This is a genomic window from Actinokineospora auranticolor (genome assembly GCF_002934265.1).
Lineage (GTDB): Bacteria > Actinomycetota > Actinomycetes > Mycobacteriales > Pseudonocardiaceae > Actinokineospora > Actinokineospora auranticolor.
On sequence record NZ_PTIX01000020.1, the window covers coordinates 109,177 to 132,328 of the forward strand.

General features: G+C 72.5%; 20 protein-coding genes. 17 read left to right on the forward strand and 3 right to left on the reverse strand.

The window, feature by feature from the left end; translation table 11 throughout:
- Positions 1–315 precede the first annotated feature (315 nt).
- Positions 316–1,266, forward strand: a complete 951-nt coding sequence (locus CLV40_RS38405) for a GNAT family N-acetyltransferase (RefSeq protein ID WP_181043778.1) — start codon at positions 316–318, stop codon at positions 1,264–1,266.
- On the opposite strand, the gene CLV40_RS28310 is transcribed toward CLV40_RS38405, so the two are convergent.
- Positions 1,267–2,781: a sodium:solute symporter gene (locus CLV40_RS28310; RefSeq protein ID WP_104482047.1), complete on the reverse strand. Its 1,515-nt coding sequence runs from the start codon at positions 2,779–2,781 to the stop codon at positions 1,267–1,269.
- A 163-nt stretch (positions 2,782–2,944) separates the two neighbouring features.
- Between CLV40_RS28310 and CLV40_RS28315 the strand changes: the two genes are divergently transcribed.
- The 4 genes from CLV40_RS28315 (at position 2,945) to alc (ending at position 7,980) form a co-directional block, all read left to right on the forward strand.
- On the forward strand, positions 2,945–4,201 hold the full coding sequence (locus CLV40_RS28315; protein WP_181043779.1) for a pentapeptide repeat-containing protein: 1,257 nt from the start codon (positions 2,945–2,947) through the stop codon (positions 4,199–4,201).
- 59 nt (positions 4,202–4,260) lie between these two features.
- A complete protein-coding gene (ftsY, locus tag CLV40_RS28320; protein ID WP_104482049.1) occupies positions 4,261–5,691 on the forward strand; it encodes a signal recognition particle-docking protein FtsY in 1,431 nt (476 codons plus the stop codon).
- Positions 5,692–5,776: 85 nt separating this feature from the next.
- On the forward strand, positions 5,777–6,832 hold the full coding sequence (locus tag CLV40_RS28325; protein ID WP_104482050.1) for a DUF6986 family protein: 1,056 nt from the start codon (positions 5,777–5,779) through the stop codon (positions 6,830–6,832).
- 152 nt (positions 6,833–6,984) lie between these two features.
- Positions 6,985–7,980, forward strand: coding sequence for an allantoicase (gene alc / locus CLV40_RS28330; protein ID WP_104482072.1), 996 nt, complete (start codon positions 6,985–6,987; stop codon positions 7,978–7,980).
- On the opposite strand, the gene CLV40_RS28335 is transcribed toward alc, so the two are convergent.
- On the reverse strand, positions 7,975–8,637 hold the full coding sequence (locus CLV40_RS28335) for a (2Fe-2S)-binding protein (RefSeq protein WP_181043780.1): 663 nt from the start codon (positions 8,635–8,637) through the stop codon (positions 7,975–7,977). The two genes, alc and CLV40_RS28335, sit on opposite strands and share 6 nt — an antisense overlap.
- A 205-nt stretch (positions 8,638–8,842) precedes the next feature.
- On the opposite strand from CLV40_RS28335, the gene CLV40_RS28340 reads away from it, so the two are divergent.
- The 3 genes from CLV40_RS28340 to CLV40_RS28350 are packed head-to-tail and all read left to right on the forward strand — an operon-like array spanning position 8,843 to position 12,913.
- Positions 8,843–10,168, forward strand: a complete 1,326-nt coding sequence (locus CLV40_RS28340) for an ammonium transporter (RefSeq protein WP_181043785.1) — start codon at positions 8,843–8,845, stop codon at positions 10,166–10,168.
- 3 nt (positions 10,169–10,171) lie between these two features.
- On the forward strand, positions 10,172–10,510 hold the full coding sequence (locus CLV40_RS28345; protein WP_104482052.1) for a P-II family nitrogen regulator: 339 nt from the start codon (positions 10,172–10,174) through the stop codon (positions 10,508–10,510).
- Positions 10,511–10,537: 27 nt separating this feature from the next.
- A complete protein-coding gene (locus CLV40_RS28350) occupies positions 10,538–12,913 on the forward strand; it encodes a [protein-PII] uridylyltransferase (protein ID WP_104482074.1) in 2,376 nt (791 codons plus the stop codon).
- A 214-nt stretch (positions 12,914–13,127) separates the two neighbouring features.
- Here CLV40_RS28350 and CLV40_RS28355 read toward each other — a convergent pair whose 3' ends face one another.
- Positions 13,128–15,212, reverse strand: coding sequence for a hypothetical protein (locus CLV40_RS28355; protein WP_104482053.1), 2,085 nt, complete (start codon positions 15,210–15,212; stop codon positions 13,128–13,130).
- A 227-nt stretch (positions 15,213–15,439) separates the two neighbouring features.
- On the opposite strand from CLV40_RS28355, the gene ffh reads away from it, so the two are divergent.
- From ffh to rplS, 9 genes are all read left to right on the forward strand, one after another.
- A complete protein-coding gene (gene ffh, locus CLV40_RS28360; protein ID WP_104482075.1) occupies positions 15,440–16,978 on the forward strand; it encodes a signal recognition particle protein in 1,539 nt (512 codons plus the stop codon).
- Positions 16,975–18,048 carry an amidohydrolase family protein gene (locus CLV40_RS28365; RefSeq protein ID WP_181043781.1) on the forward strand — a complete coding sequence of 358 codons (1,074 nt, stop codon included), beginning with the start codon at positions 16,975–16,977 and terminating at the stop codon, positions 18,046–18,048. Before ffh ends, CLV40_RS28365 begins: the two co-directional genes overlap by 4 nt.
- Before the next feature lie 71 nt (positions 18,049–18,119).
- Complete coding sequence (locus CLV40_RS28370) at positions 18,120–18,890, forward strand: CPBP family intramembrane glutamic endopeptidase (RefSeq protein ID WP_104482054.1); 771 nt, start codon at positions 18,120–18,122, stop codon at positions 18,888–18,890.
- Positions 18,887–19,645: a LamB/YcsF family protein gene (locus tag CLV40_RS28375; RefSeq protein WP_104482055.1), complete on the forward strand. Its 759-nt coding sequence runs from the start codon at positions 18,887–18,889 to the stop codon at positions 19,643–19,645. The genes CLV40_RS28370 and CLV40_RS28375 overlap by 4 nt, the downstream gene beginning before the upstream one ends.
- A gap of 174 nt (positions 19,646–19,819) precedes the next feature.
- Positions 19,820–20,260, forward strand: a complete 441-nt coding sequence (gene rpsP, locus CLV40_RS28380; RefSeq protein ID WP_104482056.1) for a 30S ribosomal protein S16 — start codon at positions 19,820–19,822, stop codon at positions 20,258–20,260.
- The gene (locus CLV40_RS28385) at positions 20,257–20,496 is read left to right on the forward strand and encodes an RNA-binding protein (RefSeq protein WP_092776549.1); all 240 of its coding nucleotides are present in this window, start codon (positions 20,257–20,259) and stop codon (positions 20,494–20,496) included. Before rpsP ends, CLV40_RS28385 begins: the two co-directional genes overlap by 4 nt.
- A gap of 67 nt (positions 20,497–20,563) precedes the next feature.
- Positions 20,564–21,088: a ribosome maturation factor RimM gene (gene rimM, locus CLV40_RS28390; RefSeq protein ID WP_374065753.1), complete on the forward strand. Its 525-nt coding sequence runs from the start codon at positions 20,564–20,566 to the stop codon at positions 21,086–21,088.
- Entirely contained in the window at positions 21,088–21,861 is a 774-nt protein-coding gene (gene trmD / locus CLV40_RS28395) for a tRNA (guanosine(37)-N1)-methyltransferase TrmD (RefSeq protein WP_104482057.1), read from the forward strand. Before rimM ends, trmD begins: the two co-directional genes overlap by 1 nt.
- 126 nt (positions 21,862–21,987) lie before the next feature.
- The gene (rplS, locus tag CLV40_RS28400; RefSeq protein ID WP_104482058.1) at positions 21,988–22,347 is read left to right on the forward strand and encodes a 50S ribosomal protein L19; all 360 of its coding nucleotides are present in this window, start codon (positions 21,988–21,990) and stop codon (positions 22,345–22,347) included.
- Positions 22,348–23,152: the final 805 nt, after the last annotated feature.

The following is a 23,152-nucleotide window of genomic DNA, read 5'->3' on the forward strand; positions in this document are numbered from 1 at the left end:
GACCGTTTCGCAAGTACTGCCCGCCTCCCCGACCATTTTGTTGTGGTTGAGTCACGGACAGTCATTGCGTACCAGCGTTTCCGTGGCCGACGTGCATCACGGTGCCCCTGAGGTGCGGTTGCGACGATCGAGTCCTTTCTCACTACCTGCGGTGATGTCGTCGCGCTGCGCGGATGGACTGTCCTCTTGGGCGAGACGGACGAACCGGAGCTTGCTCGATCAAGTCCCCGGTGGTCGCGCGCACCGCTCGGCGTTGGACCGACCGGTCAGTAATACGTTCGCGTTCGACCGGGTCGCGGGGTGACGATTCCGCACATGTATGCGATTCGTGCCGCCACACCCGCCGACCGGCCCGGGGCGACCGCGCTGCTGGCGCGGGCGCAGGCCGTGCCCGAACAGCACGTCGGCTACCACGGCGTCACCGTCGAGGAGATCACCGCGGAACTGGCCGCCGTGCGCCCCACCTGGGCTTCCGGCGCCGCGGTCGGCGTCGACGGCGACGGGGTCGTGCGCGCGGTGCTCAGCGTCGACGTCGACCGCGAGGTCGGCCGCGCCTGGCTGTACGGGCCGTTCGTCGAGGTCCCCGACGGCCACCCGGCCGAGCGCCAGGTCTGGCACAACACCGCCGACGACCTGCTCGACGTGGTCCTGCGCACGCCCGCGCTGGCCGGGATCACCGACCTGGAGCTCTACGGCCACCGGCGCAACCGGCGCCTCGGCGACTTCGCCGCCCGCCACGGCTTCGCGGCCGGGTCGGCGAGCCGCGTGTTCACCCTGACCGGCGCCGCGCTGCGGTCCGCGCTGGTGGGCCTCGCCGAGGAACCCGGGTGCGGCCCGGTGCGGCTCGGCAAAGACCCCCTGGTCCGACGACAGGTCGGCGACCTGCACGAACGCTGTTTCCCCAACCGCACGGTGTCCGCGCGGCAGCTGGTCGAGGGCGCGCGGGGCCATACCGTCGTCACGCTGACCGGTGTCGACGGGCTCATCGGCTACGCGGCGGGCTTCATCCAAGAGGAGGAGTTCTCCGTTGACTACGTCGCCGTGGACCCGAACATGCGCTCGGCGGGCGCGGGCCGGTCGCTGGTCCGCGCGCTGCTGCGCGAGCTGGCCGCCGAGCACGGCGCGCGCGGCCGGGCGGCGGCGGTGATCGCCCTGGGCAACGACGCCTCGGAGCGGATGTTCACCGCGCTCGGCTTCGACCTGCACCTGGAACTGGTCGGGTACCGACGGCAGGAACCGGCGGCGGGCGCCGTCGTCGGCTGGTAGCTACGCGCTCACCTCCGCGTCGCGGTGGCGCAGGGCCAGCAGCCCGCCGACGGCCAGCGTCACCGCGACCCCGAGCGGGGTGTACCAGGGGAAGGCCAGCGCCACCGAGGTGCCCGCGGGCTTGGCGAAGTCGACGCCGAGGAAGCCGCCGCTCGCCTTGTCGAACTTGAGGCCCAGGATCACGAACGCCATCACGGCCACCGTCACCACGAACGCGACCACCGCGTCCGCCTGCCGGGCGCGGCGGACGAGCAGGCCGAGCAGGAACGCGCCGAGCAGCGCGCCGTAGGTGTAGCCGGTGATCGCCAGCGCGGTCTCCACGATGGGGTTCTTGGTCGTGGTGAACATCGACGCGAACAGGATCAGCACACCCGCCCAGACGACCGTCCACACGCGACCCAGGCGCAGTGCCTCGGCGTCGTCCAGCGGGCGCTTGCGCAGCTTCTGGAGGACGTCGCTGACCGTCGAGGATGCCAGCGCGCCGAGGGAGGAGCTGAGCGCGGCGGCCAGGATGCCCGCGATGACGAAGCCGGACAGGCCGCTGGGCAGTTCGGTGACGATGAAGGAGGCGAACAGCTCGTCGGCCGTGCCCAGGTGGAGGTCGCGCACCGGGTCGAGGCCCCGGTAGAAGGACCAGAGCATGGTGCCGATGACCAGGAACAGCGCGAACTGGAGGAAGACGACGACACCGCTGGCGACGAGCGCCTTGCGGGCGGCGCGCAGGTCGTTGCAGGCCATGAGGCGCTGCACGATGAGCTGGTCGGCGCCGTGCGACGCCATGGAGAGGACGGCGCCGCCGAGCACGGCGGTGACGAAGGCGTACTGGTTGCTCAACGGCGCCGCGCCGAAGTCGAGCAACTGCGTCTTGCCCGCGTCGACCGCGGCCGCGAACCACCCCTGCGGTAACCGACCGGCCAACACGACGATCACGGCCACCCCGCCGATGACGTACCAGAGCATCTGGATCGCGTCGACCCAGACCACCGCCCGGACGCCGCCGAAGAACGTGTACGCCACCATCGCCAGCCCCAGCACGGCGACGATCTGCCAGTACTGGGCGGAAATCCCGTAGGCGGCCAGCACCACCTTGATCGGGATGGCGGTGGCGAACAGCCGGACGCCGTCGGCGAGCAGGCGGGTGACGAGGAAGGTGACGGAGGCGGTGCCCTGCAGACCGGCGCCGAACCGCTCACCGAGGTAGTTGTAGGCGGTGGTCATGCGGCCTGCGGCGTAGCGGGGGAGCAGGACCGTGGCGACGACGATCCGGCCGATGACGTACCCGATCGCCAGTTGCAGATAGGTGAAGGCGCCGAGGTAGGCGACCGTCGGCACACTCAGCACGGTCAGCGTCGAGGTCTCGGCGGACACCACGGACAGGCACGCCACCCACCACGAGATCTTGCCCTCGCCCACGAAGTAGTCCGCCGCCGACCGCTGCCTGCCCCCGATCAGCACCCCCAACAGCGGCATCCCCACCAGGAAGACCACGACGATGGCGAGGTCGAGCACGCGCACGATGTACCCCCGGTTGTCCCGCGGTTGCCGTATGCAGGCCACCCCGACCGGCACTGCCCTCGGGAGTGTGGTCTATTGCACCGCCGCCCGCCGGACAAGCACCCCGCCCCCGATCGTGATCAACCGGCGGAAACTCAACCCGTTCGGCTGCGATGATCACCACGTGCCGGACACCCCGCCCCTGATCGCCCCGTTGCCGAGGAAGCTGATCGCCTGGGTGGCGACCGCCATCGCGGCGGCGACGGCGGGGGTGGTGGTTTGGCTGTGGTTGGCCGACCCGAGCCAGGCTCGCCTGGATGCCTTGCGCACCGGCCTGAGCATCGGCTTGGGCGGAGGTGGGTTGTTCGCCCTGTACCTGGCGTGGCGCCGCCAGCACTCCACCGAGATCGCGCTGGTCCAGAAGCAGCAGGACCAGGAACTCCAACGCGAAACGGCCTTGGCCACCCAACACGACGCCGAAGCCAGGCGCGTCACGGACCTCTACACCAAAGCGGTGGAACAACTCGGCTCCGACAAGGCCCCGGTCCGTCTGGGCGGCCTGTACGCCTTGGAGCGACTGGCCCAAGACCACGTGGAACAACGCCAGACGATCGTGAACGTGCTGTGCGCCTACCTCCGCATGCCCTACACCGTGCCCGGCGACCCGCCGGAGGACGAGGAGAAGTTGGCTGGGCACCGGGGACTGTTGCAGGAGCGGGAGGTCCGGTTGACGGCCCAGCGCATCCTCAGAAACCACTTGGTCCCCGGCGACGATCCGGACACTCCGCTGCCGACGTTCTGGCGCGACATCGACCTCGACCTCACCAACGCCACCCTCATCAGCTTCGGCCTCGCTGGCTGCCGAATCCGAACGGCTCGGTTCAGTGACGCGACCTTCATCGGGACTACCCGGTTCGATGACGCGATGATCGCCGGCACGGCCCACCTGAGCAGGGCGACCTTCACCGGGATCGCTCGGTTCAGCGGGGCAGGGTTCGGAGGGACCACATGGTTCAACGACGCGAGTTTCGCGGGCGCGGCCAGGTTCAACGGGGTCGGTTTCGCCGGTCCAGCCTGGTTCGGCGGCGCGAGGTTTGCCGGTCCCGCCTGGTTCGATGAGGCGCGGGTCACTGCGACCGTGAGTTTCGCGGTGACCCGTTTCGCCACGATCGCGAGGTTCGATGGCGCGACCTTCACCGGGATCGCCTGGTTCGGCGAGGTCGGTTTCGCCGGTGCCGCTCTGTTCAACGGTGTGAGGTTCCGAGGGGATGTCGACTTCGGGAAGGCCTATTTCGCCGAGCACGCCGAGTTCGACCGGGTGGCCCTGCCTCGTGCGCGGCGGGTCGACTCGTCCACTCCCTCGCCGTGGACGGATTTCGGGGGCGCTCGGTTCGAGCACGGTGTGCCGTCCGAGTTGGAGTCGTACGTGAGCGGGGCGTGATCGTCTCCGGGTTGCGCGGTGTTCGGCGGTCCTGACGGGTGGGATGCGAGGATGGCGCCGTGTCGAACACCCTGATCGTGGTTCTCGTCGTCGTTCTCGTGGTGCTGGTCGCCGCGCTGGTCACCGGGTTCGTGGTGGCCAAGCGCAAGCGGATCACGCTGGAGAAGGACAAGCCCGCTGTCGAGGAGCGGCCTGCCAAGGGGGGCTACCAGGCGGGCAGTGGGATCAGCCTCGCGCCCGGTGGTCAGCAGAAAGCGCCCGCGCATCCGGCGGGGGAGCGGACCGAGGTCGACGGGCAGCCCGGGGTCGGGGACGACGCGTCGGTGCCTCGGGACTCCGAGAAGCGGACGCTGGTCGACGTCGAGTTGCCCGACGCGGTCGTGGAGCCGCCGACCGACACGATCCCCGTCCAGCCGGAGCCGGTGACCGATCGGCTGCCGGTGCAGGACGAGCCCGACACCGCCGCCATCCCGGTCCAGCAGGCGCCGGTCGAGCAGGTGCCGGTTGAACAGGCAGCCAAGGTCGAGCAGGCGAAGCCGGACGCCGTCGAGGAGATCGCGCCGACGGCCGGGCGGTTGGAGCGGCTGCGGGGACGCCTCGCCCGCTCCCGGTCCGCCTTCGGGCAGGGCCTGCTCGGCCTCCTCGGCGCGGGCGACCTCGACGAGGACTCCTGGACCGACGTCGAGGACACCCTCCTGCTCGCCGACCTGGGCGCGACCACCACCCAGGAGATCGTCGACAAGCTGCGCACCGAACTCATCGCCCGCGGCGTCCGCACCCCCGAGCAGGCCCGCGCCCTGCTCCGCGAGGTCCTCGTCGACGCGCTGCGCCCCGACATGGACCGCGCCGTCCACGCCCTCCCGCACGGCGACGGCGACACCCGCCAGCCCGCCGTCGTCCTCGTCGTCGGCGTCAACGGCACCGGCAAGACCACCACCACCGGCAAGCTCGCCCGCGTCCTCGTCGCCGACGGCCGCACCGTCGTGCTCGGCGCCGCCGACACCTTCCGCGCCGCCGCCGCCGACCAGCTGCAGACCTGGGCCGACCGGGTCGGCGCCCGGGTGCAGCGCGGCAAGGAGGGGGCCGACCCGGCGGCCGTCGCGTTCGACGCGGTCAAGCTCGGCCGCGACACCGGCGTGGACACCGTCCTGGTCGACACCGCGGGCAGGCTGCACACCAAGACCGGCCTGATGGACGAACTGGGCAAGGTCAAGCGGGTGGTCGAGAAGCAGGGCAAGGTCGACGAGGTGCTGCTCGTCCTCGACGCCACCACCGGCCAGAACGGCCTCACCCAGGCGCGGGTGTTCGGCGAGGTCGTGGACGTCACCGGCATCGTGCTGACCAAGCTCGACGGCACCGCCAAGGGCGGCATCGTCTTCCAGGTCCAGCGCGAGCTGGGCGTGCCGGTCAAGCTCGTCGGACTCGGCGAGGGCGCCGACGACCTGGCCCCCTTCGACCCAACCGCGTTCGTGGACGCTCTTTTGGGGTAATGCCGACCGCCCGTCCGCGCCATAAACTGACGAATTGCTCACGGCTCGTCACGATCGGGATCTGCTGATCAGGCGGTGGACGAACATGCGCACAACCCTGGACGGAGCGTTGCTCGCCGGGCTCGCCGCCGAACTGGCCCAGTTCGACGCCGAACGCGCCCGCCGCCTCCCCGGCCCGTCGGGTGGGCGGCTCCCGGTGCACACCTGCCTGGTGCCCGCGGACCAGGCCACCGAGGACCTGCCCGCGTGGTGGGGCGCCCTGGCGCTGGCCGCCCTCGACCGGCACGCCCCGGACGCGGCGGCCCTCGCCGGGATCATCGGCCTGCCCCCGGACCTGGCGTCCGCCGTGTACGCGGAGGTGCGGGCCAAGCTCGCCGACGAACCGGTCGAGGACCTGCGCCTGGACTTCGCCGTCGGCTACCGCGCCCACGACACCGAGGACGCCGAGGCCCTGCGCGCCGCCGCGCTCCTGGAGGTCTGGTCGCTGCCCAGCGCGGGCATCCGGATCGGGCCGTTCGACACCCCCGAGCGGTACCGGCGCTCGGTCCGCACGCTCGACCTCGTGGTCACCGCCCTGGGCCGCGCCCCCGCGCTGACCTTCCCCGGGGTCACCGGTCGCACCCAGGTCCGCGTGCTGGTGCAGGTGCTGGAGGTCCTGGAGCGCCGCCTCGGCCTCCCCGACGGCGAGCTGCGGTTCGAGATCCAGGTCGAGTCCCCCGACGCGGTGATCGACCACGAGGGCCGCGTCGCCGTCCCCGGGCTGGTCGCGGCGGGTGAGGGCCGGGTCGTCGGCCTGCACTTCGCCGCGCACGACTACGCCGTCGCCTGCGGCCTCACCCCGGCACCGGACCACCCCGCCTGCGACTACGCCCGCCACACCCTGCAGGTCGGCGCGGCGGGCACCGGCGTCTGGCTCTCCGACGGCTCGGCCGACCTGCTCCCGTTCGGCGACGCCGTCGAGTCCGGCTGGCGCGCGCACTACGCGCAGGTCCGCCGCGCCCAGGCGCACGGCTTCCCGCGCGGCTGGGACGTGCACCCGGCCCAGCTGGTCACCCGCTACGCCGCCGTCCAGACCCAGTGCGGGCTGGAGACCACGGCACTGCGCCTCCCGGCCGCCCGCTACGGGTTGGTGGAGCAGTGAGCGACCCGCATGGCTTACCCCGCCCGTAGCGGCGGGCGGGTTCGCCCGATCCGGGGACACTCGCCTGCGGGCTGGCGGGCAGCCGGATCGATATCGTGGTCGGCGACCCACCTGGCCGAGGAGTGCACTGTGGACGTGATGTGGGGGCGGGCGTGACGCCGCCGTCATGGGCGACCTTGCCGGACCTGGCGTCGCGGCGATTCGCGGGCGCGGTCGTGTGGTCCAACGACGAGACGTTCGCGCCCCGCGAGAACCTGATCCTGGCCGCCGAGCCCCAGTACCGGCCCGCCACCTTCAGCCACCGCGGGCAGGTCTTCGACGGCTGGGAGACCCGGCGCAGGCGGGAACCGGGCGACGACCACGCGATCGTGCGGCTGGGGCTGCCCGGGGTGGTGCGCGGCGTCATCGTCGACACGACCCACTTCACCGGCAACTACCCGCCCGCCTGCACGGTGTCGGCGTGCGCGGTCTCCGGCTACCCGAGCCCGGACGAGCTGCTGGCCGAGGACTGGACCGTCCTGGTCGACCACTGCGCGCTGCGCGGCGACACCCGCAACGCCTACGACGTCGACAACACCCGCCGCTTCACGCACGTCCGGCTCACCCTGCACCCCGACGGCGGCGTGGCCCGGTTGCGCGTGCACGGCGACCCGGTCGCCGACCCGGCGCTGGTGGACCCGAACGGGCTCGACCTCGCCGCGCTGGGGCTCGGCGGCCGGATCGTGGCGTGCAGCAACATGTTCTACTCCACGCCCAACAACCTGATCTCCCCCGGACCGGCCTCGGTGATGGGCGAGGGCTGGGAGACCGCGCGCCGCCGCGACACCGACAACGACTGGGTGATCGTGCGGTTGGCGGCCGAGGGCGTGATCCGCTTCGCGGAGCTGGACACCACGCACTTCACCGGCAACGCGCCGGGGTGGGCGACGCTGAGCGGCCGCGCGGGTGCGGGCGAGTGGTTCACCCTGCTCGACCGCACGCGCCTGCAGCCCGACACGCGCCATAGGTTCGCCCTACGGGAAACCGAGCCCACAACCCATGTGCGGCTGGACATCTACCCGGACGGCGGCATGGCCCGCTTGCGGTTGCACGGGGCTCTTACGCCGGTCGGCGAAGCGGAGTTCCACCGCGTTTTCGCGGAGTCATAGGGTTCTTAGCCGCGCGATCCGCTCTTCGGGGAGTTGACGCGGACAGGACACGCACTTCGGACTCGTAGCGGCTTCATAGATCAGGCAACAGGAACCGCGCCGAACGTAGTCGCGGCCGTTGACCTGAACGAACCGCGGCACGGGCAGTTCCTTGACCTCGGCCGCGATGCTCTTGGCGCGCTCCGGTGTGCCGCCCGCCCAGAGGGCCCGGTTGGCGAGCGAGTCGGTGGCGATGGCCCACAGGGCGCGTGGTGCTGCGCCGGTGCGCTTGGCGATCGCGGTGATGGCGGTGTCGAGGGTTTCGCGGAGGTCGTCCCCGGGCGTGGGGGTGGTGGTGTCCGATCGCGCGGCCAGGAGTCGCCCGTCCGGGTGGAGGTAGAGCGTCACCCGGGAGGGGGAAAGCGCGTGGGAGGTGACGACGAGTGACTCCACGGTCGGCGCGAGCAGCACCGAACTGGCCGAGTACCACCACAGCACGCCGAGGGTCTTCCGGTCGTCGCAGCGGTACATCCGGGCCGCCGCGGTGATCTGCGCGGTGAGCCAGGTCTCGTCGCCGACCTGCGAAACCGGGACCGGGACGAGACCGGCGGTCGCCGAACCCGCGTGGTGCGGCAGCTTGCGGTCCAAGATCGAGTACACGCCCCGCGCGTCGGTCATGCCCACCCCCGTCCCAGCACAGGTTACCTGGCCGTAACACCCGGGGGTCGCTAGTTCACCGGCGCGAAACCCGCGACGCGATCCGGTGAAACAGCTCGACCCGATGCTTCCCGGCAACTAGACGGTTCACGGGTGGGCCGGTTCGCGGGAGGATGATGTGAACACAGGAGACACAGCCTGGGTGCTGGTGAGCGCGGCACTGGTGATGCTCATGACCCCCGGCCTCGCCTTCTTCTACGGCGGCATGGTGCGGGCCAAGAGCGTGCTCAACATGCTGATGATGAGCTTCATCGCGCTCGCCGTGGTGACGGTGCTGTGGGTGCTCTACGGCTACAGCCTCGCCTTCGGCGACGACGTGGGCGGCGGCCTGCTCGGCGGGCTCGACTTCGCCGGGCTCAAGGGCGTCGTCGGCCAGCTCGTGGGCACCGCGCCGAAGGACGCGGGCGCGCCGTGGGTGGACGGCCACCAGATCCCGCACCTGGTGTTCATCGTGTTCCAGCTGATGTTCGCGATCATCACCGCCGCGCTGATCTCCGGCGCCATCGCCGACCGCGCCAAGTTCTGGTCCTGGACGCTGTTCATCGCGGTGTGGGTCACCATCGTCTACTTCCCGGTGGCGCACTGGGTGTTCAACTTCAACGGCTTCACCGGGGTGGAGTTCGTCGGCGGCTGGATCGCCAACAAGCTCGGCGCGCTGGACTTCGCCGGTGGCACGGCCGTGCACATCAACGCAGGCGCCGCGGGCCTGGCCCTGGCGCTGGTGCTGGGCAAGCGCAAGGGCTGGCCGCGCGAACCCATGCGGCCGCACAACCTGCCGTTCGTGATCCTCGGCGCGGGACTGCTGTGGTTCGGCTGGTACGGCTTCAACGCGGGCTCGGCGCTGGCCGCGGGCGACCTGGCGGGCGTCGCGTTCCTCACCACCACGGCCGCCACCGCCGCCGCGGTGCTGAGCTGGCTGGTCGTGGAGCAGATCCGCGACGGCAAGCCCACCACCCTCGGCGCCGCGTCCGGGGCCGTGGCCGGGCTGGTCGCGATCACCCCCGCCTGCGGCTACGTGACCCCGCTCGGCGCGCTGGCGATCGGGCTCGTGGCGGGCGCGCTGTGCGCGCTGGCGGTGGGCCTGAAGTACCGGCTCGGGTTCGACGACTCGCTCGACGTGGTCGGCGTGCACCTGGTCGGCGGCCTGGTCGGCACGCTGCTGATCGGGCTGTTCGCCAGCACCGAGGTGAACGCCGCGGGCAAGGACGGCCTGCTCTACGGTGGCGGCTTGGACCTGCTGGGCAAGCAGGCCGTGGCGGCGCTGGTGGTCATGGCCTACTCCTTCGTCCTGACGCTGCTGATCGGCTTCGCGATCAAGAAGACGATCGGTTTCCGCGTCTCCGACGAGGCCGAGCGCGCCGGCATCGACGAGGCCGAGCACGCCGAGAGCGGCTACGAGTTCTCCAGCCTGCGCGGCGGCGGCTCGTCGATCGGCCGCACGGCCGACGCGCTCGCCAAGAAGGTCACCACCGGCGCGGCCAAGGAGGACTGAGGAATGAAGCTGGTCACCGCGATCATCAAGCCGTTCACGCTGGACGACGTGAAGGCGTCCCTGGAGCAGCTGGGCGTGCTGGGCATGACCGTCAGCGAGGTGCAGGGCTACGGCAGGCAGAAGGGCCACACCGAGGTCTACCGCGGCGCGGAGTACTCGGTGGACTTCGTGCCCAAGATCCGGGTCGAGGTGCTGACCGAGGAGTCCAGTGTGGACAAGGTGGTCAGCGCGATCACCGAGTCCGCGCGCACCGGCAAGATCGGTGACGGCAAGGTCTGGGTCACCCCGGTCGAGACCGTGGTGAGAGTCCGCACGGGGGAACGCGGCACGGACGCGATCTGACCGGTGCCACCCACCCCCCGACACCCGCTGCCCGCCGAGGACCCGACCCCCGGCGGGCCGCGGGACTGCACCGCGGACCTGCGCCGGGCCCGGGACCGCCTGCTGGCCCCGGGATCCGGCCGCGCCGACCGGCTCGGCGCGGCCGTGCTCCGGGAGGCGCTCGTCGACCTGCACGAGTTCTGGCTCGTGGCGCACGCGACGCGGGCGGGCGTCGGCGGTCGCGGGTCCGGGGTGGCGCTGGTCGCCGTCGGCGGTCTGGGGCGGCGGGAACTGGTGCCGTTCGCCGACCTGGACCTGCTCCTGGTGCACGAGGGCAAGCGGCCGGTGGCGGAGCTGGCCGACCGGCTCTGGTACCCGCTGTGGGACGCCGGGATCGGGCTCGACCACTCCGTGCGGACCGTCGGCGAGGCGCTGACCGTCGCGGCCAAGGACCTGCGCACCGCGTTGGGGCTGCTCGACGTCCGGCACATCGCGGGTGACGTCGAGGTCGGCGCCCGGCTGGCCGCGTTGGCGCGCGAGCGGTGGCGGGCCGGGGCCCGCGGGCGGCTCGCCGAGGTGGCCGAGTCGGTGCGGACCCGGTGGGCGCGGGCGGGCGAGGTGGCGCACTGGGTCGAACCCGACCTCAAGCACGGCCGCGGCGGCCTGCGCGACCTGACGATCCTCGACGCCCTGGCCCTGGCCCACCTCGTCGACCGCCCGACCGGCGAGGTGGCCGCCGCGCGCACGCTCCTGCTCGACACCCGCACCGAACTCCGCCGCCTGGCCCGCAAGCCCCGCGACACCCTCCGCCCCCAGGACGGCGACGAGGTCGCCGCCGCCATCGGCCTCGCCGACCGCTTCACCCTCGCCCGCGCCCTCTCCGGCGCGGGCCGGACCGTCGCCTACGCCCTCGACGTCGCCCTCCGCTCGACCACCACCGACGACGGTCCCCGCGGCGGGTTCCTCCGCCGCGCGCCCCGACGCCGACCGCTGGACGAAGGCGTTGTGCTGCACGGGGTCGAGGTCGCCCTGGCCCGGGACGCCGAGCCGGGACGGGATCCCGGGCTGCTGCTGCGGGTCGCCGCCGCCGCGGCGCGCGGCGGGTACCCGATCGCGCCCGGCACGCTGGCGCGGCTGGGGGAGTCCGCACCGGAACCGCGGGAGCCGTGGCCCGCGCAGGTGCGGCAGGACCTGGTTGCCCTGCTCGGCGCGGGCGAGGGACTCACCGACGTGGTGGAGGCCCTGGACCGCACGGGGTTGTGGGCGCGGCTGTTCCCCGAGTGGGGTGCCGTGCGCGACCTCCCGCCGCGCGACGCCGCGCACGTGTGGACCGTCGACCGGCACCTGGTCCGGACCACGGTCACCGCGGCCCGGCTCGTGACCTCGGTGTCGCGGCCCGACCTCCTGCTCATCGGCGCCCTGCTGCACGACATCGGCAAGGGCCGCGAGCAGGACCACTCGGTGGTCGGCGCGGCGCTGGCCGCCCAGGTCGGGCAGCGGCTCGGACTGTCCACAGGGGACGTGCGGGTGCTCGCCGCCATGGTGCGCCACCACCTCCTGCTCCCGCACACCGCCACCCGCCGCGACATCGACGACGAGACCACCGTGCACCGGGTCGTCGACACCCTCGACGGCGACCCGCTGCTGCTCGAACTCCTGCACGCCCTCGCCGAGGCCGACTCCCAGGCCACCGGCCCCGGCGTGTGGACCGACTGGAAGGCCCGCCTCGTCGCCGACCTGGTCGCCCACTGCCGCACCGCGATGGCGGGCGGCCCGCTCCCCGCCCCGGTGCCGCTCGACGAACCCCAACGGGTCCTCGCCGAAGCGGTCGCGGCCACCGGCACACCGGCCGTGTCGCTCGACCGGTCCGACGCCGAGGCCACCGGCCGGACCACGACCGCCACCTTCGTCGCCAAGGACGTGCCGGGCGTGCTCTCCCGGGCGGCGGGCGTCCTCGCGCTGAACTCCCTCGAGGTGCACGCCGCCACCGTCGCCACGCACGCGGGCGCCGCCGTCTGCGTCTTCTCGGTGACCCCCCGCTTCGGCTCCCCGCCCGACCCGGCACTGCTGCGCGAGCAGTTCACCCGCGCCGCCTCCGGCTCCCTGCCCCTGGCCGAGAAACTCGCCGCCAAGGAACGCGACTACGGCGGTCGCCCCGCCGACGCCCCCGCGCCCCGCGTGCTGTGGTTCGACCACGAGGCGGGCGGCCCCGACCCGGCTGCCGTCGTCCTGGAACTGCGCGCCGCCGACCGGCTCGGCCTCCTGCACAGCGTCGCCGACGCCCTCGAACGGCTCGGCGTGGACATCAACTGGGCCCGCGCGGCCACCCTCGGCGGCTCGGCCGTCGACTCGTTCAGCTTCGCCGCCGACCCCGCCCCGACCTGGCGCACGACGATCGAACAAGCCGTCCTGCGCGCGGTTTGAGTAGTCCTACGCACCCCTACCCGGGGGCCATCACGCTGTGGCGGCCACCACCGACGCGAAAGACTTCCCCTGTCACGCCGAGCAGGGTGGACAGGGGAGCGAGACCGGGTGAACCACCGGGGAGGGTGGTGAACCCACACGGACCCCTGTCCGGTGTGGCACTCACCGGGAGGGGCCCGTCGAGGGGTCGGGCCCCACCCCCGGTCGAGTCCTCCTACTCAGGCCGCGTAGGTGGTTCGCCCGTGGTCGGCTCCTCCGGCTCCTCCGGTTCCGCTGAGTCCTCGTCGGGTAACGGCGCGTCCCGCACCGGACGCGGCGCCGAGGCCCGGAAGTGCGCGGAGCCGTAGGACTCGTTGACCTTGACGGCGATCCAGGGCGGTACCTCGTCGGGAGCCCTGCGGACCATGACGATCGCGAGGATCCCGACCGCGCCGCCGAGGATCAACGCCACGTACATGAGCGTGGAGAACCCGCTGCCGCCACCCGTCGACAACGTCGCCGCCGTGGCCATGTGGCTGCCCCAGACGACCGTGAAGACCACCGCCGCGGCCAGGGCCGCCGACGGCCGCTTGGCCGCGGTCGTCGCCGCGGCGATGGCGAGCGCCAGCACGCACAGCACCACGACCAGCGTCACCACACCCGGGTCGTCCGGCGAATTGCTCGCCAGCTGCACCTTCGTCGGGGTGAACGGCGACAGGTTCGCCTCGAGCTCCGCGCGCGCGGAGTTGAACCTGGTCGCGAACCCGGCGAGCACCGAGAGCAGTGCGACCCCGACCGCGCCCACGGCCAGCACCGCCATCCCCTGCCCGCTCGCCACCGCGAACGGCGTCCGGCCGCGCGCCACCACGACCACACCGACGACACCCAGCACGATCAGCGGCAGGAACATCGTCACCGCGTCCGCCTCTTGCGCTTCGAGACCACCGAACAGGTCGTTGTAGGACGGGTGCACCGCCTCCCACAGCACCTGGGCCACCCGACCCACCAACAGGTACGCCGCCGCCACGACCACGGCCGGGTGCCGGTGTGCGCGCACCAGCAGCCAGGTCACCACTACGGCCACCACCAGCCCCAGCACGGCGCCGAGCACGGTCAGCCACTGCAGTTCGATGTTGATGCCCACCACGAGCCAGTACACCGACCCGCTCCACGACAGCCCGAGCAGCGCCAGGGTCGCCACGAGCACGCCGGGCATCCCCGGTAGGCGCAACGCGGTCACCACCGCCAGCGCGCACACCGCCACCGCCACCGCGGTGCCCAGCCGCGGTTCCCACCGCAGCACGGGCAGCGCGGACGTGGTGAACGAGAGCAGCGCCGCGACGGCCACCGCCACCAGCGCGGGCCTCGACGTCGCCCCACCGGGGCGCAGCCACCCCGCCACCCGGTCCGCCACGGCCCGCGCCGCCGGTAAGAGCGCCCCGGCCAGCGCCACTACGGCCACCACGACCGGGAACACCGCCACGACCACGAGCGTCTCGTCCGAACCCCGACCGGACAGCAGCTCCACCTGCGGGACCAGCAACGGCGCGGCCGCGACCACACCGCTCATCACGTCCCGCCGCAGCACCGCCAACACCGCCAGCACCACAGCGATCAGCAGACCGACGACGACCGCCGCCACCCGGGGCCCGTTGTCCAGCGCCGCGCCCTTGAACACCCGCAGCGCCGAGTCCGGGTCGGTGATGGCGCTGAACGGCAGGACACCGCTGCCGACCACCCCGGCCGCGGCCACCGCCCCCAGGGTGGCGCCGAACCGGTACCGGTCCCGCGACGACTCGTCCGGTGCCCGCAGCGCCACCGCCAGACCGACCAGCGCGATGCCCAGCATGGTCAGCGTGATCGTCAGCTGGCTCACCTCGCCCACGACCAGCAGCATCAGCGCCAGGGTGGGCAGCAGCACCGCCAACCCCACCACCCCGGCGACCCGCCGGGCCACCGCGAGCGCCACCAGCGCGACCAGCACCGGCAGGTAGATCAGCACCACCACGACCCACACCGACGGCCCCCGCTGCCCGCGCTCCAGCGCGGAGACGACCAGCACCGGCCCCAGCAGCTGGGCGCCGACGTACACCGCGCCCGCGCCGATGCCCGCGCTCAACCGCGAGCCCACCGCCACCGCCATCCTCGGCGACCGCCACACCGCCGCGCCGACCGCGATCACCGCGATCAGCAGGACCAGCCGCTCACCGGGGCCGGACAACCTGTTGTAGAGCGTCACCGCGCCGACGCCCAGCACCCCCGCCGCCACGACCGCCAACCGCGCGGCGACCACGCTCGTGCCCCGCTCGCTGTCGTCCATTTTCCTCGCTCCCCCAACGGGAATCGGTCCTCGCCCGACCGCGGTTCGATCAAGCGCCCGGCGAAATTAGCACCGGGAACCGACCCCGTGCGCCGAGTTGTCCACAGGTCGCCCAAGTGCCGGTACCTGGACATCCGGGCGGCCGCGCGGACCGGGCGACTACCCTCGACAGGGTCGCGGTCACCGCGGCCGCCACCACCGACCCGCAACGCTGGAGTGCCGCACCCGTGTTCGACACCCTCTCCGACAGGCTCACCTCGGTCCTGCAGAACCTGCGGGGCAAGGGACGGCTCAGCGACACCGACATCGACGCCACCGCGCGCGAGATCCGCATCGCGCTGCTGGAGGCCGACGTCGCGCTGCCGGTCGTGCGCACGTTCATCGCCCGGGTCAAGGACCGCGCCAAGGGCGCCGAGGTGTCGGGCGCGCTGAACCCGGCCCAGCAGGTCGTCAAGATCGTCAACGAGGAGCTCGTGGCGATCCTCGGCGGTGAGACCCGGCGGCTCACCTTCGCCAAGACGCCGCCGACCGTCATCATGCTCGCCGGCCTCCAAGGCGCCGGTAAGACCACCCTGGCGGGCAAGCTCGCCCGGTGGCTCAAGGGCCAGGGGCACGCCCCCATGCTGGTCGCCTGCGACCTCCAGCGGCCCAACGCGGTCACCCAGCTCCAGGTCGTCGCCGAACGCGCGGGTGTGGCGGTCTTCGCCCCCGAGCCGGGCAACGGCGTCGGCGACCCGGTCGACGTGGCCCGCCGCTCCATCGACGCGGCCCGCCGCGACCAGCACGACATCGTCGTCGTCGACACCGCGGGCCGCCTCGGCGTCGACGAGGAGCTGATGCGCCAGGCCGCGGACATCAAGGCCGCCATCGGCGCCGACGAGGTCCTGTTCGTCGTGGACGCCATGATCGGTCAGGACGCGGTGTCCACCGCGGAGGCGTTCCGCGACGGCGTCGGCTTCACCGGCGTCGTGCTCACCAAGCTCGACGGCGACGCCCGCGGTGGTGCCGCGCTGTCGGTCCGCGAGGTCACCGGCGCGCCGATCCTGTTCGCCTCCAACGGTGAGAAGCTCGAGGACTTCGACGCGTTCCACCCGGACCGGATGGCCTCGCGCATCCTCGGCATGGGCGACGTGCTCACCCTCATCGAGCAGGCCGAGCAGCACTTCGACCAGGAGCAGGCGGAGAAGGCCGCGGCCAAGATCGGCACCGGCGAGCTGACCCTGGAGGACTTCCTGGAGCAGATGCTCGCGGTCCGCAAGATGGGCCCGATCGCCAACCTGCTCGGCATGCTGCCCGGCGCGGGCCAGATGAAGGACGCGCTGGCCCAGGTGGACGAGAAGCACATCGACCGGCTGCAGGCGATCATCCGCGGCATGACCCCGGCCGAGCGCGCCGACCCCAAGATGATCAACGCCTCGCGGCGGCTGCGCATCGCCAACGGCTCCGGCGTCCAGGTCCGCGAGGTCAACGACCTGGTCAACCGCTTCTTCGAGGCGAAGAAGATGATGCAGCAGATGGCGGGCCGGTTCGGCATGCCCGGCGGCCGCTCGGCCACCCGCAAGCAGGCCAAGGGCCGCAAGGGCAAGAAGGGCAAGGGCAAGGGCCCGACGCCGCCCAAGGTGCGCGGCGGGCTGCCCGGCGGCGGGTTCCCCGACCTGTCCGGCATGCCGCCGGGCCTCAACCAGATCCCGCCCGGCCTCGCGGGCCTCGACGGGCTGCCCCCCGGCTTCGACCCCTCCAAGCTCAAGTTCCCCAAGAAGCCATGACCGCGCTGCACGTGCGCGGCGTCGTGCTGCCCGGCGACGAGGAGCGCGACCTCTGGGTGGTCAACGGCCGGGTCCGCACCCGGCCGGTACCGGGCGCGGAGACCGTCGCGGACGGCGGCTACGTGCTGCCCGGCCTGGTCGACGCGCACTGCCACGTCGGCATCGGCCCGCAGGGACCGGTCGACCTCGACACCGCCGCCACGCAGGCCGAGACCGACCGCGACGCGGGCACCCTGCTCATCCGCGACTGCGGCTCACCGATCGACACCCGGCCATTGCAGGAGCGCCTGGACCTGCCGCGCATCGTCCGCGCGGGCAGGCACCTGGCCCGCCCGAAGCGGTACATCCCGCACCTCGGGGTGGACGTCGGCGACCCGGAGCAGCTGCCCGCCGCGGTCGCCGAGCAGGCCGCCTACGGCGACGGCTGGGTCAAGCTCGTCGGCGACTGGATCGACCGCGACCGCGGCGACCTCGCCCCGCTCTGGCCGGACGACGTGCTGGCCGAGGCCATCGCTGTCGCGCACGCCGCCGGGGCCAGGGTCACCGCGCACGTGTTCGGCGAGGACGCCCTGCCCGGCCTGGTCAACGCCGGGATCGACTGCATCGAGCACGGCACGGGGCTGACCGGCGACGTCATCGCCGAGATGGCCCGCCGCGGCACCGCGCTGGTCCCCACCCTGATCAACATCGAGAACTTCCCCGACATCGCCGCCAAGGCCACCAAGTACCCCGCCTACGCCCGGCACATGACCGACCTGCACGCCCGCGCGGGCGCCATGGTCGCCGCCGCGGTCGAGGCGGGCGTGCCGGTCTACGCGGGCACCGACGCCGGGGGCGGCATCGCGCACGGCCGCATCGTCGACGAGGTCGCCGCGCTGCACCGGGCCGGGATGTCCGCCGAGGACGCCATCGGCGCGGCCTCCTGGGCGGCCCGGGGGTGGCTGGGGTGGTCCGCGCTGGACGAGGGGTCCGCCGCCGACCTGGTCGTCTACGACGCGGACCCGCGCAAGGACCTCGAAGTGCTGCGCACGCCGAAAAGGATCATCCTGAGAGGCAGGGTGGTCGGCTGACCCGCCGCGGTGGGGCAGCCCCGACGACAGTGACCGGACAGAGCCCGCGAAAACCAACGGGGGAGGCGTGGATGCCACCGTCGCCCGGTGAACCGACCGCCGCACCGACGACCGAACCGGCCCCATCCGCGCCCGCGGTACCCGCGCGCGACCACAAGTGGGGTTTCGGCGCGTTCCTGCTCGTCTTCGCCATCTTCGTGCTGTCGGCCGTGATGATCAACGCCCTGCTCGGTCCGGTCGGCCCCGGCTCACCGGATTCCGTGGTGGTCATCATCATCGGCACGATCCTGCCGACCGCGCTGGCCACCCTGGCCACGCTGCTGGTCACCGTCGTGCGCGGCAACGGGCCCAAGATCGACCTGCGCTGGTCCTACAACCGCCACGACCTGCGCGCGGGACTCAAGTTCGGCCTCATCGGCCTGGTGTGCACGACCGTCGCCGCCGCAATCTGGGCGCGCGTAGTGGGCGAGGACAACGCCACCTCGTCACTGGGCACCCTCGTCGACGACCAGACCATGCCCGTAGTGGCCGCGGTGGTGCTTTTCCTCTACGTATGGCTGGTCGGGCCCCTCTTCGAGGAAATCATCTACCGGGGCCTGCTTTGGGGGGCCTTGGAAAGGCTCCAATGGGGCCGGTGGGCTGTTTTCGGCCTGTCCACCGCGATCTTCGCTGTGAGCCACCTAGAGCCGCTGCGCACCTCGCTGCTCCTCGTCGTCGGTATCCCCATCGGCCTCGCGCGCATGTTCACCGGCAGGCTCGGCGCGAGCATCGTGGCCCACCAGGTGAACAACTTCCTTCCCGCGCTCGCCGTCCTGCTCATCACCCTCGGGGTCATGCAGTGAGCGGGGTCGACCTCAACAGCGACCTGGGCGAGGGCTTCGGCGTCTGGCGCCTCGGCGACGACGAGGCCCTGCTCGACGTGGTCACCTCCGCCAACGTCGCCTGCGGCTTCCACGCCGGGGACGCGAGCACGATGCGCGCGGTCTGCGCCGCCGCGGCGGCCAGGGGAGTGGCGGTCGGCGCGCAGGTGTCCTATCGGGACCTCGCGGGCTTCGGGCGCCGCTTCATCGACGTGGAACCCGACCGGCTGGCCGACGAGGTGCTCTACCAGATCGGCGCGTTGGCGGCCTGCGCTCGCGCGGCGGGAACCAGGGTCTCTTACGTCAAACCGCACGGTGCGCTCTACAACGCCACCGTGCACCACGAAGCCCAAGCCGCCGCCGTGGTCAACGGTGTGCGCGCCTTCGGCGACCTACCGATCCTCGGTCTACCCGGCTCCCGTCTCTTGGCCGCGACGGCGGCAGCGGGTCTCACCGGCGTCGAAGAGGCCTTCGCCGACCGCGGCTACACCCCGCAAGGCACCCTCGTCCCGCGCGGTGAGCCTGAGGCGTTGCTCACCGACACCGACGCCGTAGTGGCCCGTGCGCTGCGCTTGGCCCAAGCGGGGGAGATCGTCGCGGTGGACGGGTCTGTGCTGGCCACGCCCGCCCGCTCACTGTGCCTGCACGGCGACACCCCCGGGGCCGTGCACCACGCGCGAGCCGTCCGCGCCGCCCTCGACGGCGCGGGAATCGCGGTCGTCCCCTTCGCGACCTGACCGCGAGTTACCACCCCCGGACCCCGTCTGGCACAATTACCTGCTGTCCGTCGTGGCCGGACCCTCTCACCGTGCCGTGACGCCAAGAACCTCCGGGTGTGGCGACCCGACCCCACACGGGTCAGCACCACTCGACACCAGCACTACCGAGAGCTTTGAGGAGCACCCCTACCCGTGGCCGTCAAGATCAAGCTGCAGCGCCTCGGAAAGATCCGCGCGCCGTACTACCGCATCATCGTCGCCGACGCGCGCACCCGCCGCGACGGCAAGGCGATCGAGACGATCGGCCGGTACAGCCCGAAGGAGGAGCCGAGCCTCATCGAGGTCGACTCCGAGCGGGCCCAGTACTGGCTGGGCGTCGGCGCCGAGCCGACCGACCCGGTGAAGCACCTGCTGGAGGTCACCGGCGACTGGCAGAAGTTCAAGGGCCTGCCGGGCACCGAGGGCACCCTGCGGGTCAAGGAGCCCAAGCCCAGCAAGCAGGAGCTGTTCGAGGCGGCGCTGAAGGCGGCGGGCGAGGAGCCCAGCACCGACGCGACCACCCCGAAGAAGAAGTCCCAGCCGAAGAAGGCCGAGTCTTCCGAGCCCGCCGAGACCGAGGCCGCGGCCGAGTGAGTGCGCTCGCGGACGCCCTGGAACACCTGGTGCGCGGCATCGTCGACAACCCCGACGACGTGCAGGTCGAGCTGGTCACCACGCGCCGTGGTCGCACGCTCGAGGTGCACGTCAACCCGGAGGACCTCGGCAAGGTGATCGGCCGGGGCGGCCGCACCGCGACCGCGCTGCGGACCGTCATGGCAGGCGTAGGCGGTCGCGGTATCCGGGTGGACGTGGTCGACACCGACCACTGAACGGCGCCGACCGCTCAGTGAACTCGGACAGACCCCTCTCCCGGTGACGACGGACGAAGTGACGGACATGGCAGCACTGGACCTGGTCCTGGTAGGCCGGGTGGCCAAGGCGCACGGCATCACCGGCGAACTCGCCGTCGACGTGCGCACGGACTCGCCCGAGGTGCGGTTCGCGATCGACGCGACGGTGACCGCCCGCCTGCGCGACGGGTCCGAGCAGCCGCTGACCGTCGCAGCCGCCCGGCAACACGCCGGGCGGCTGCTGCTCCGCTTCACCCAGGTCCCCGACCGCACGGTCGCCGAGGGCCTGCGCGGCGCGCTGCTGCTGGCGGACCCGGCGGCCCTGCCGCCCATCGACGACCCGGACGAGTTCTACGACCACGAGCTGGCGGGCCTGTCCGCCGTGCTGGTCGACGGGACCCGCGTGGGCACCGTCCGCGACATCACCCACGGCCCCGCCGGGGACACGCTGGTCATCGACCGCGTGGACGGCGACGAGCTGCTGGTGCCCTTCGTCCGCGCGATCGTGCCCGAGGTGGACGTGCGCGGCGGCCGGGTCGTCCTCGACCCGCCGGAAGGCCTGATCGAGTAGTGCGCATCGACGTCGTCACGATCTTCCCGGACTACCTCGAACCGCTGCGGACCGCGTTGCTCGGTCGCGCGATCGAGCGGGACCTGCTCAGCCTCTCCGTCCACGACCTGCGCAAGTGGACCTACGACGTGCACAAGGCCGTGGACGACAGCCCGTACGGCGGCGGTCCCGGCATGGTGATGAAGCCCCAGGTCTGGGGCGAGGCCCTGGACGAGGTCTGCGCCGGTGACCCGGCACCCCGGCTGGTCGTCCCCACCCCCGCGGGCAGGCCGTTCACCCAGGCCATGGCGCACGAGTTCGCCGCCGAGCCGCGGCTGGTGTTCGCCTGCGGCCGCTACGAGGGCATCGACCAGCGGGTCGTCGACGACGCCGCGACCCGGATGCGGGTGGACGAGGTCTCCATCGGCGACTACGTGCTCGTCGGCGGCGAGGTCGCGGTCATGGTGGTCGTCGAGGCGGTCGCCCGGCTGCTGCCCGGCGTGCTCGGCAACCCCGTCTCCGCCCAGCAGGACTCGTTCTCCGACGGCCTGCTCGAGGGCCCCAGCTACACCCGCCCGGAGGTGTGGCGCGACCGGCCGGTGCCGGACGTGCTGCGCTCGGGCAACCACGCGGCGATCGCCAGGTGGCGCCGCGACCGGTCGCTGGAACGCACCTTCGACCGCCGCCCCGACCTGCTGACCGCGCTGCCCGACGGCAGCCTCGACAAGCACGATCGGGCTAAGCTGGACACCCTTCGCGCGGGGGCCGATTTCGGGTCCGACGACCGCGCGTGACATACTTTCCGGGTTGACGCGCCAAGCGGCGCGCACCGCTGCCATCCCCGGTCGGCCTGTTCGATTGCCGGACGCCTCCGACCAGGACGAATTTGTTTCTCTTGCGAAGACGAGGACGGACTACCGATGAACACCCTGGATGCCCTGGACGCCCAGTCGCTGCGTTCCGACATCCCGGACTTCCGCCCGGGTGACACGCTGAAGGTCCACGTTCGCGTCATCGAGGGCTCGCGCTCCCGCGTCCAGGTCTTCCAGGGCGTGGTCATCCGCCGCCAGGGCGGTGGCATCCGCGAGACCTTCACCGTCCGCAAGGTCTCCTTCGGTGTCGGCGTGGAGCGCACCTTCCCGGTGCACACCCCGAACATCGCCGAGATCGAGGTCGCCCGCCGCGGCGACGTGCGCCGCGCGAAGCTCTACTACCTCCGCGAGCTGCGCGGCAAGGCCGCGAAGATCAAGGAGAAGCGCGAGCCGCAGACCGCTTCCTGACGCGGTCAGCACACCCGCTCACGTACTCTCAGGTGCGTGGTCGACCGTCCTCCTCGCAGTGTGCCGCCCGATGGCGCGGCCGAGCCGGAACGCTCCCGTAGGGAGGCGGTCGACCGTTCGCAAGATCCGGCGGAGAGCAGAGCCGCGGCGGAGCGGGTGAACGAGAACAGGTCGACGGAGCCGATCAACAAGCGCGACCAACGCGCGTTGAACGGTCACCAGATCAGCAAGCACCTGGTCAACGGCTCGCAGACCCGCCGGGGCGAGAACGCGCGGACCGAGCCGATCAAGCGCCCGCCGCGCGTGCCGGACCTCCCCGAGGTCGCTCCCGCGACGCCCGAGTTCTGGTTCGGGCCGCCGGACCCGGCGGTGCCCGCGGAGTCTGCGGACTGGTTCCCCGAGTCGCCGACGCGTGCCATCGACCCGCCGCCGCGCCCCGCTGCGGGCAAGTCACCCGGTGGTGTGGCCAAGGTCACGCCGCCGCGTCAGCCCGGTCCGGTGCCGACGGACGACACCGATCCGACCCTGCCCCCGCTGCCGCCCGAGCGGCCCGCTCCGGCGCGTGGGGAGCAGTCGTCGCGCCCGGGTTTTCCGATCGTCGGGCCGCAACCGCGCCCGGTGCAGCCACCGTCTCGGCAGGATCAACCGCCGGTCGGTCGGGCATCTCGTCCCAACATGCCACCGGTTAGGCCCACCGCGCCTCCGGTTGGCCAGTCTTCGCGCCCGGGCATGCCTCCCGTCGGTCAGGCGTCGCGGCCCAACCTGCCTCCGGTGGAGCAGCCGTCGCGTCCCGGGATGCCGCCGG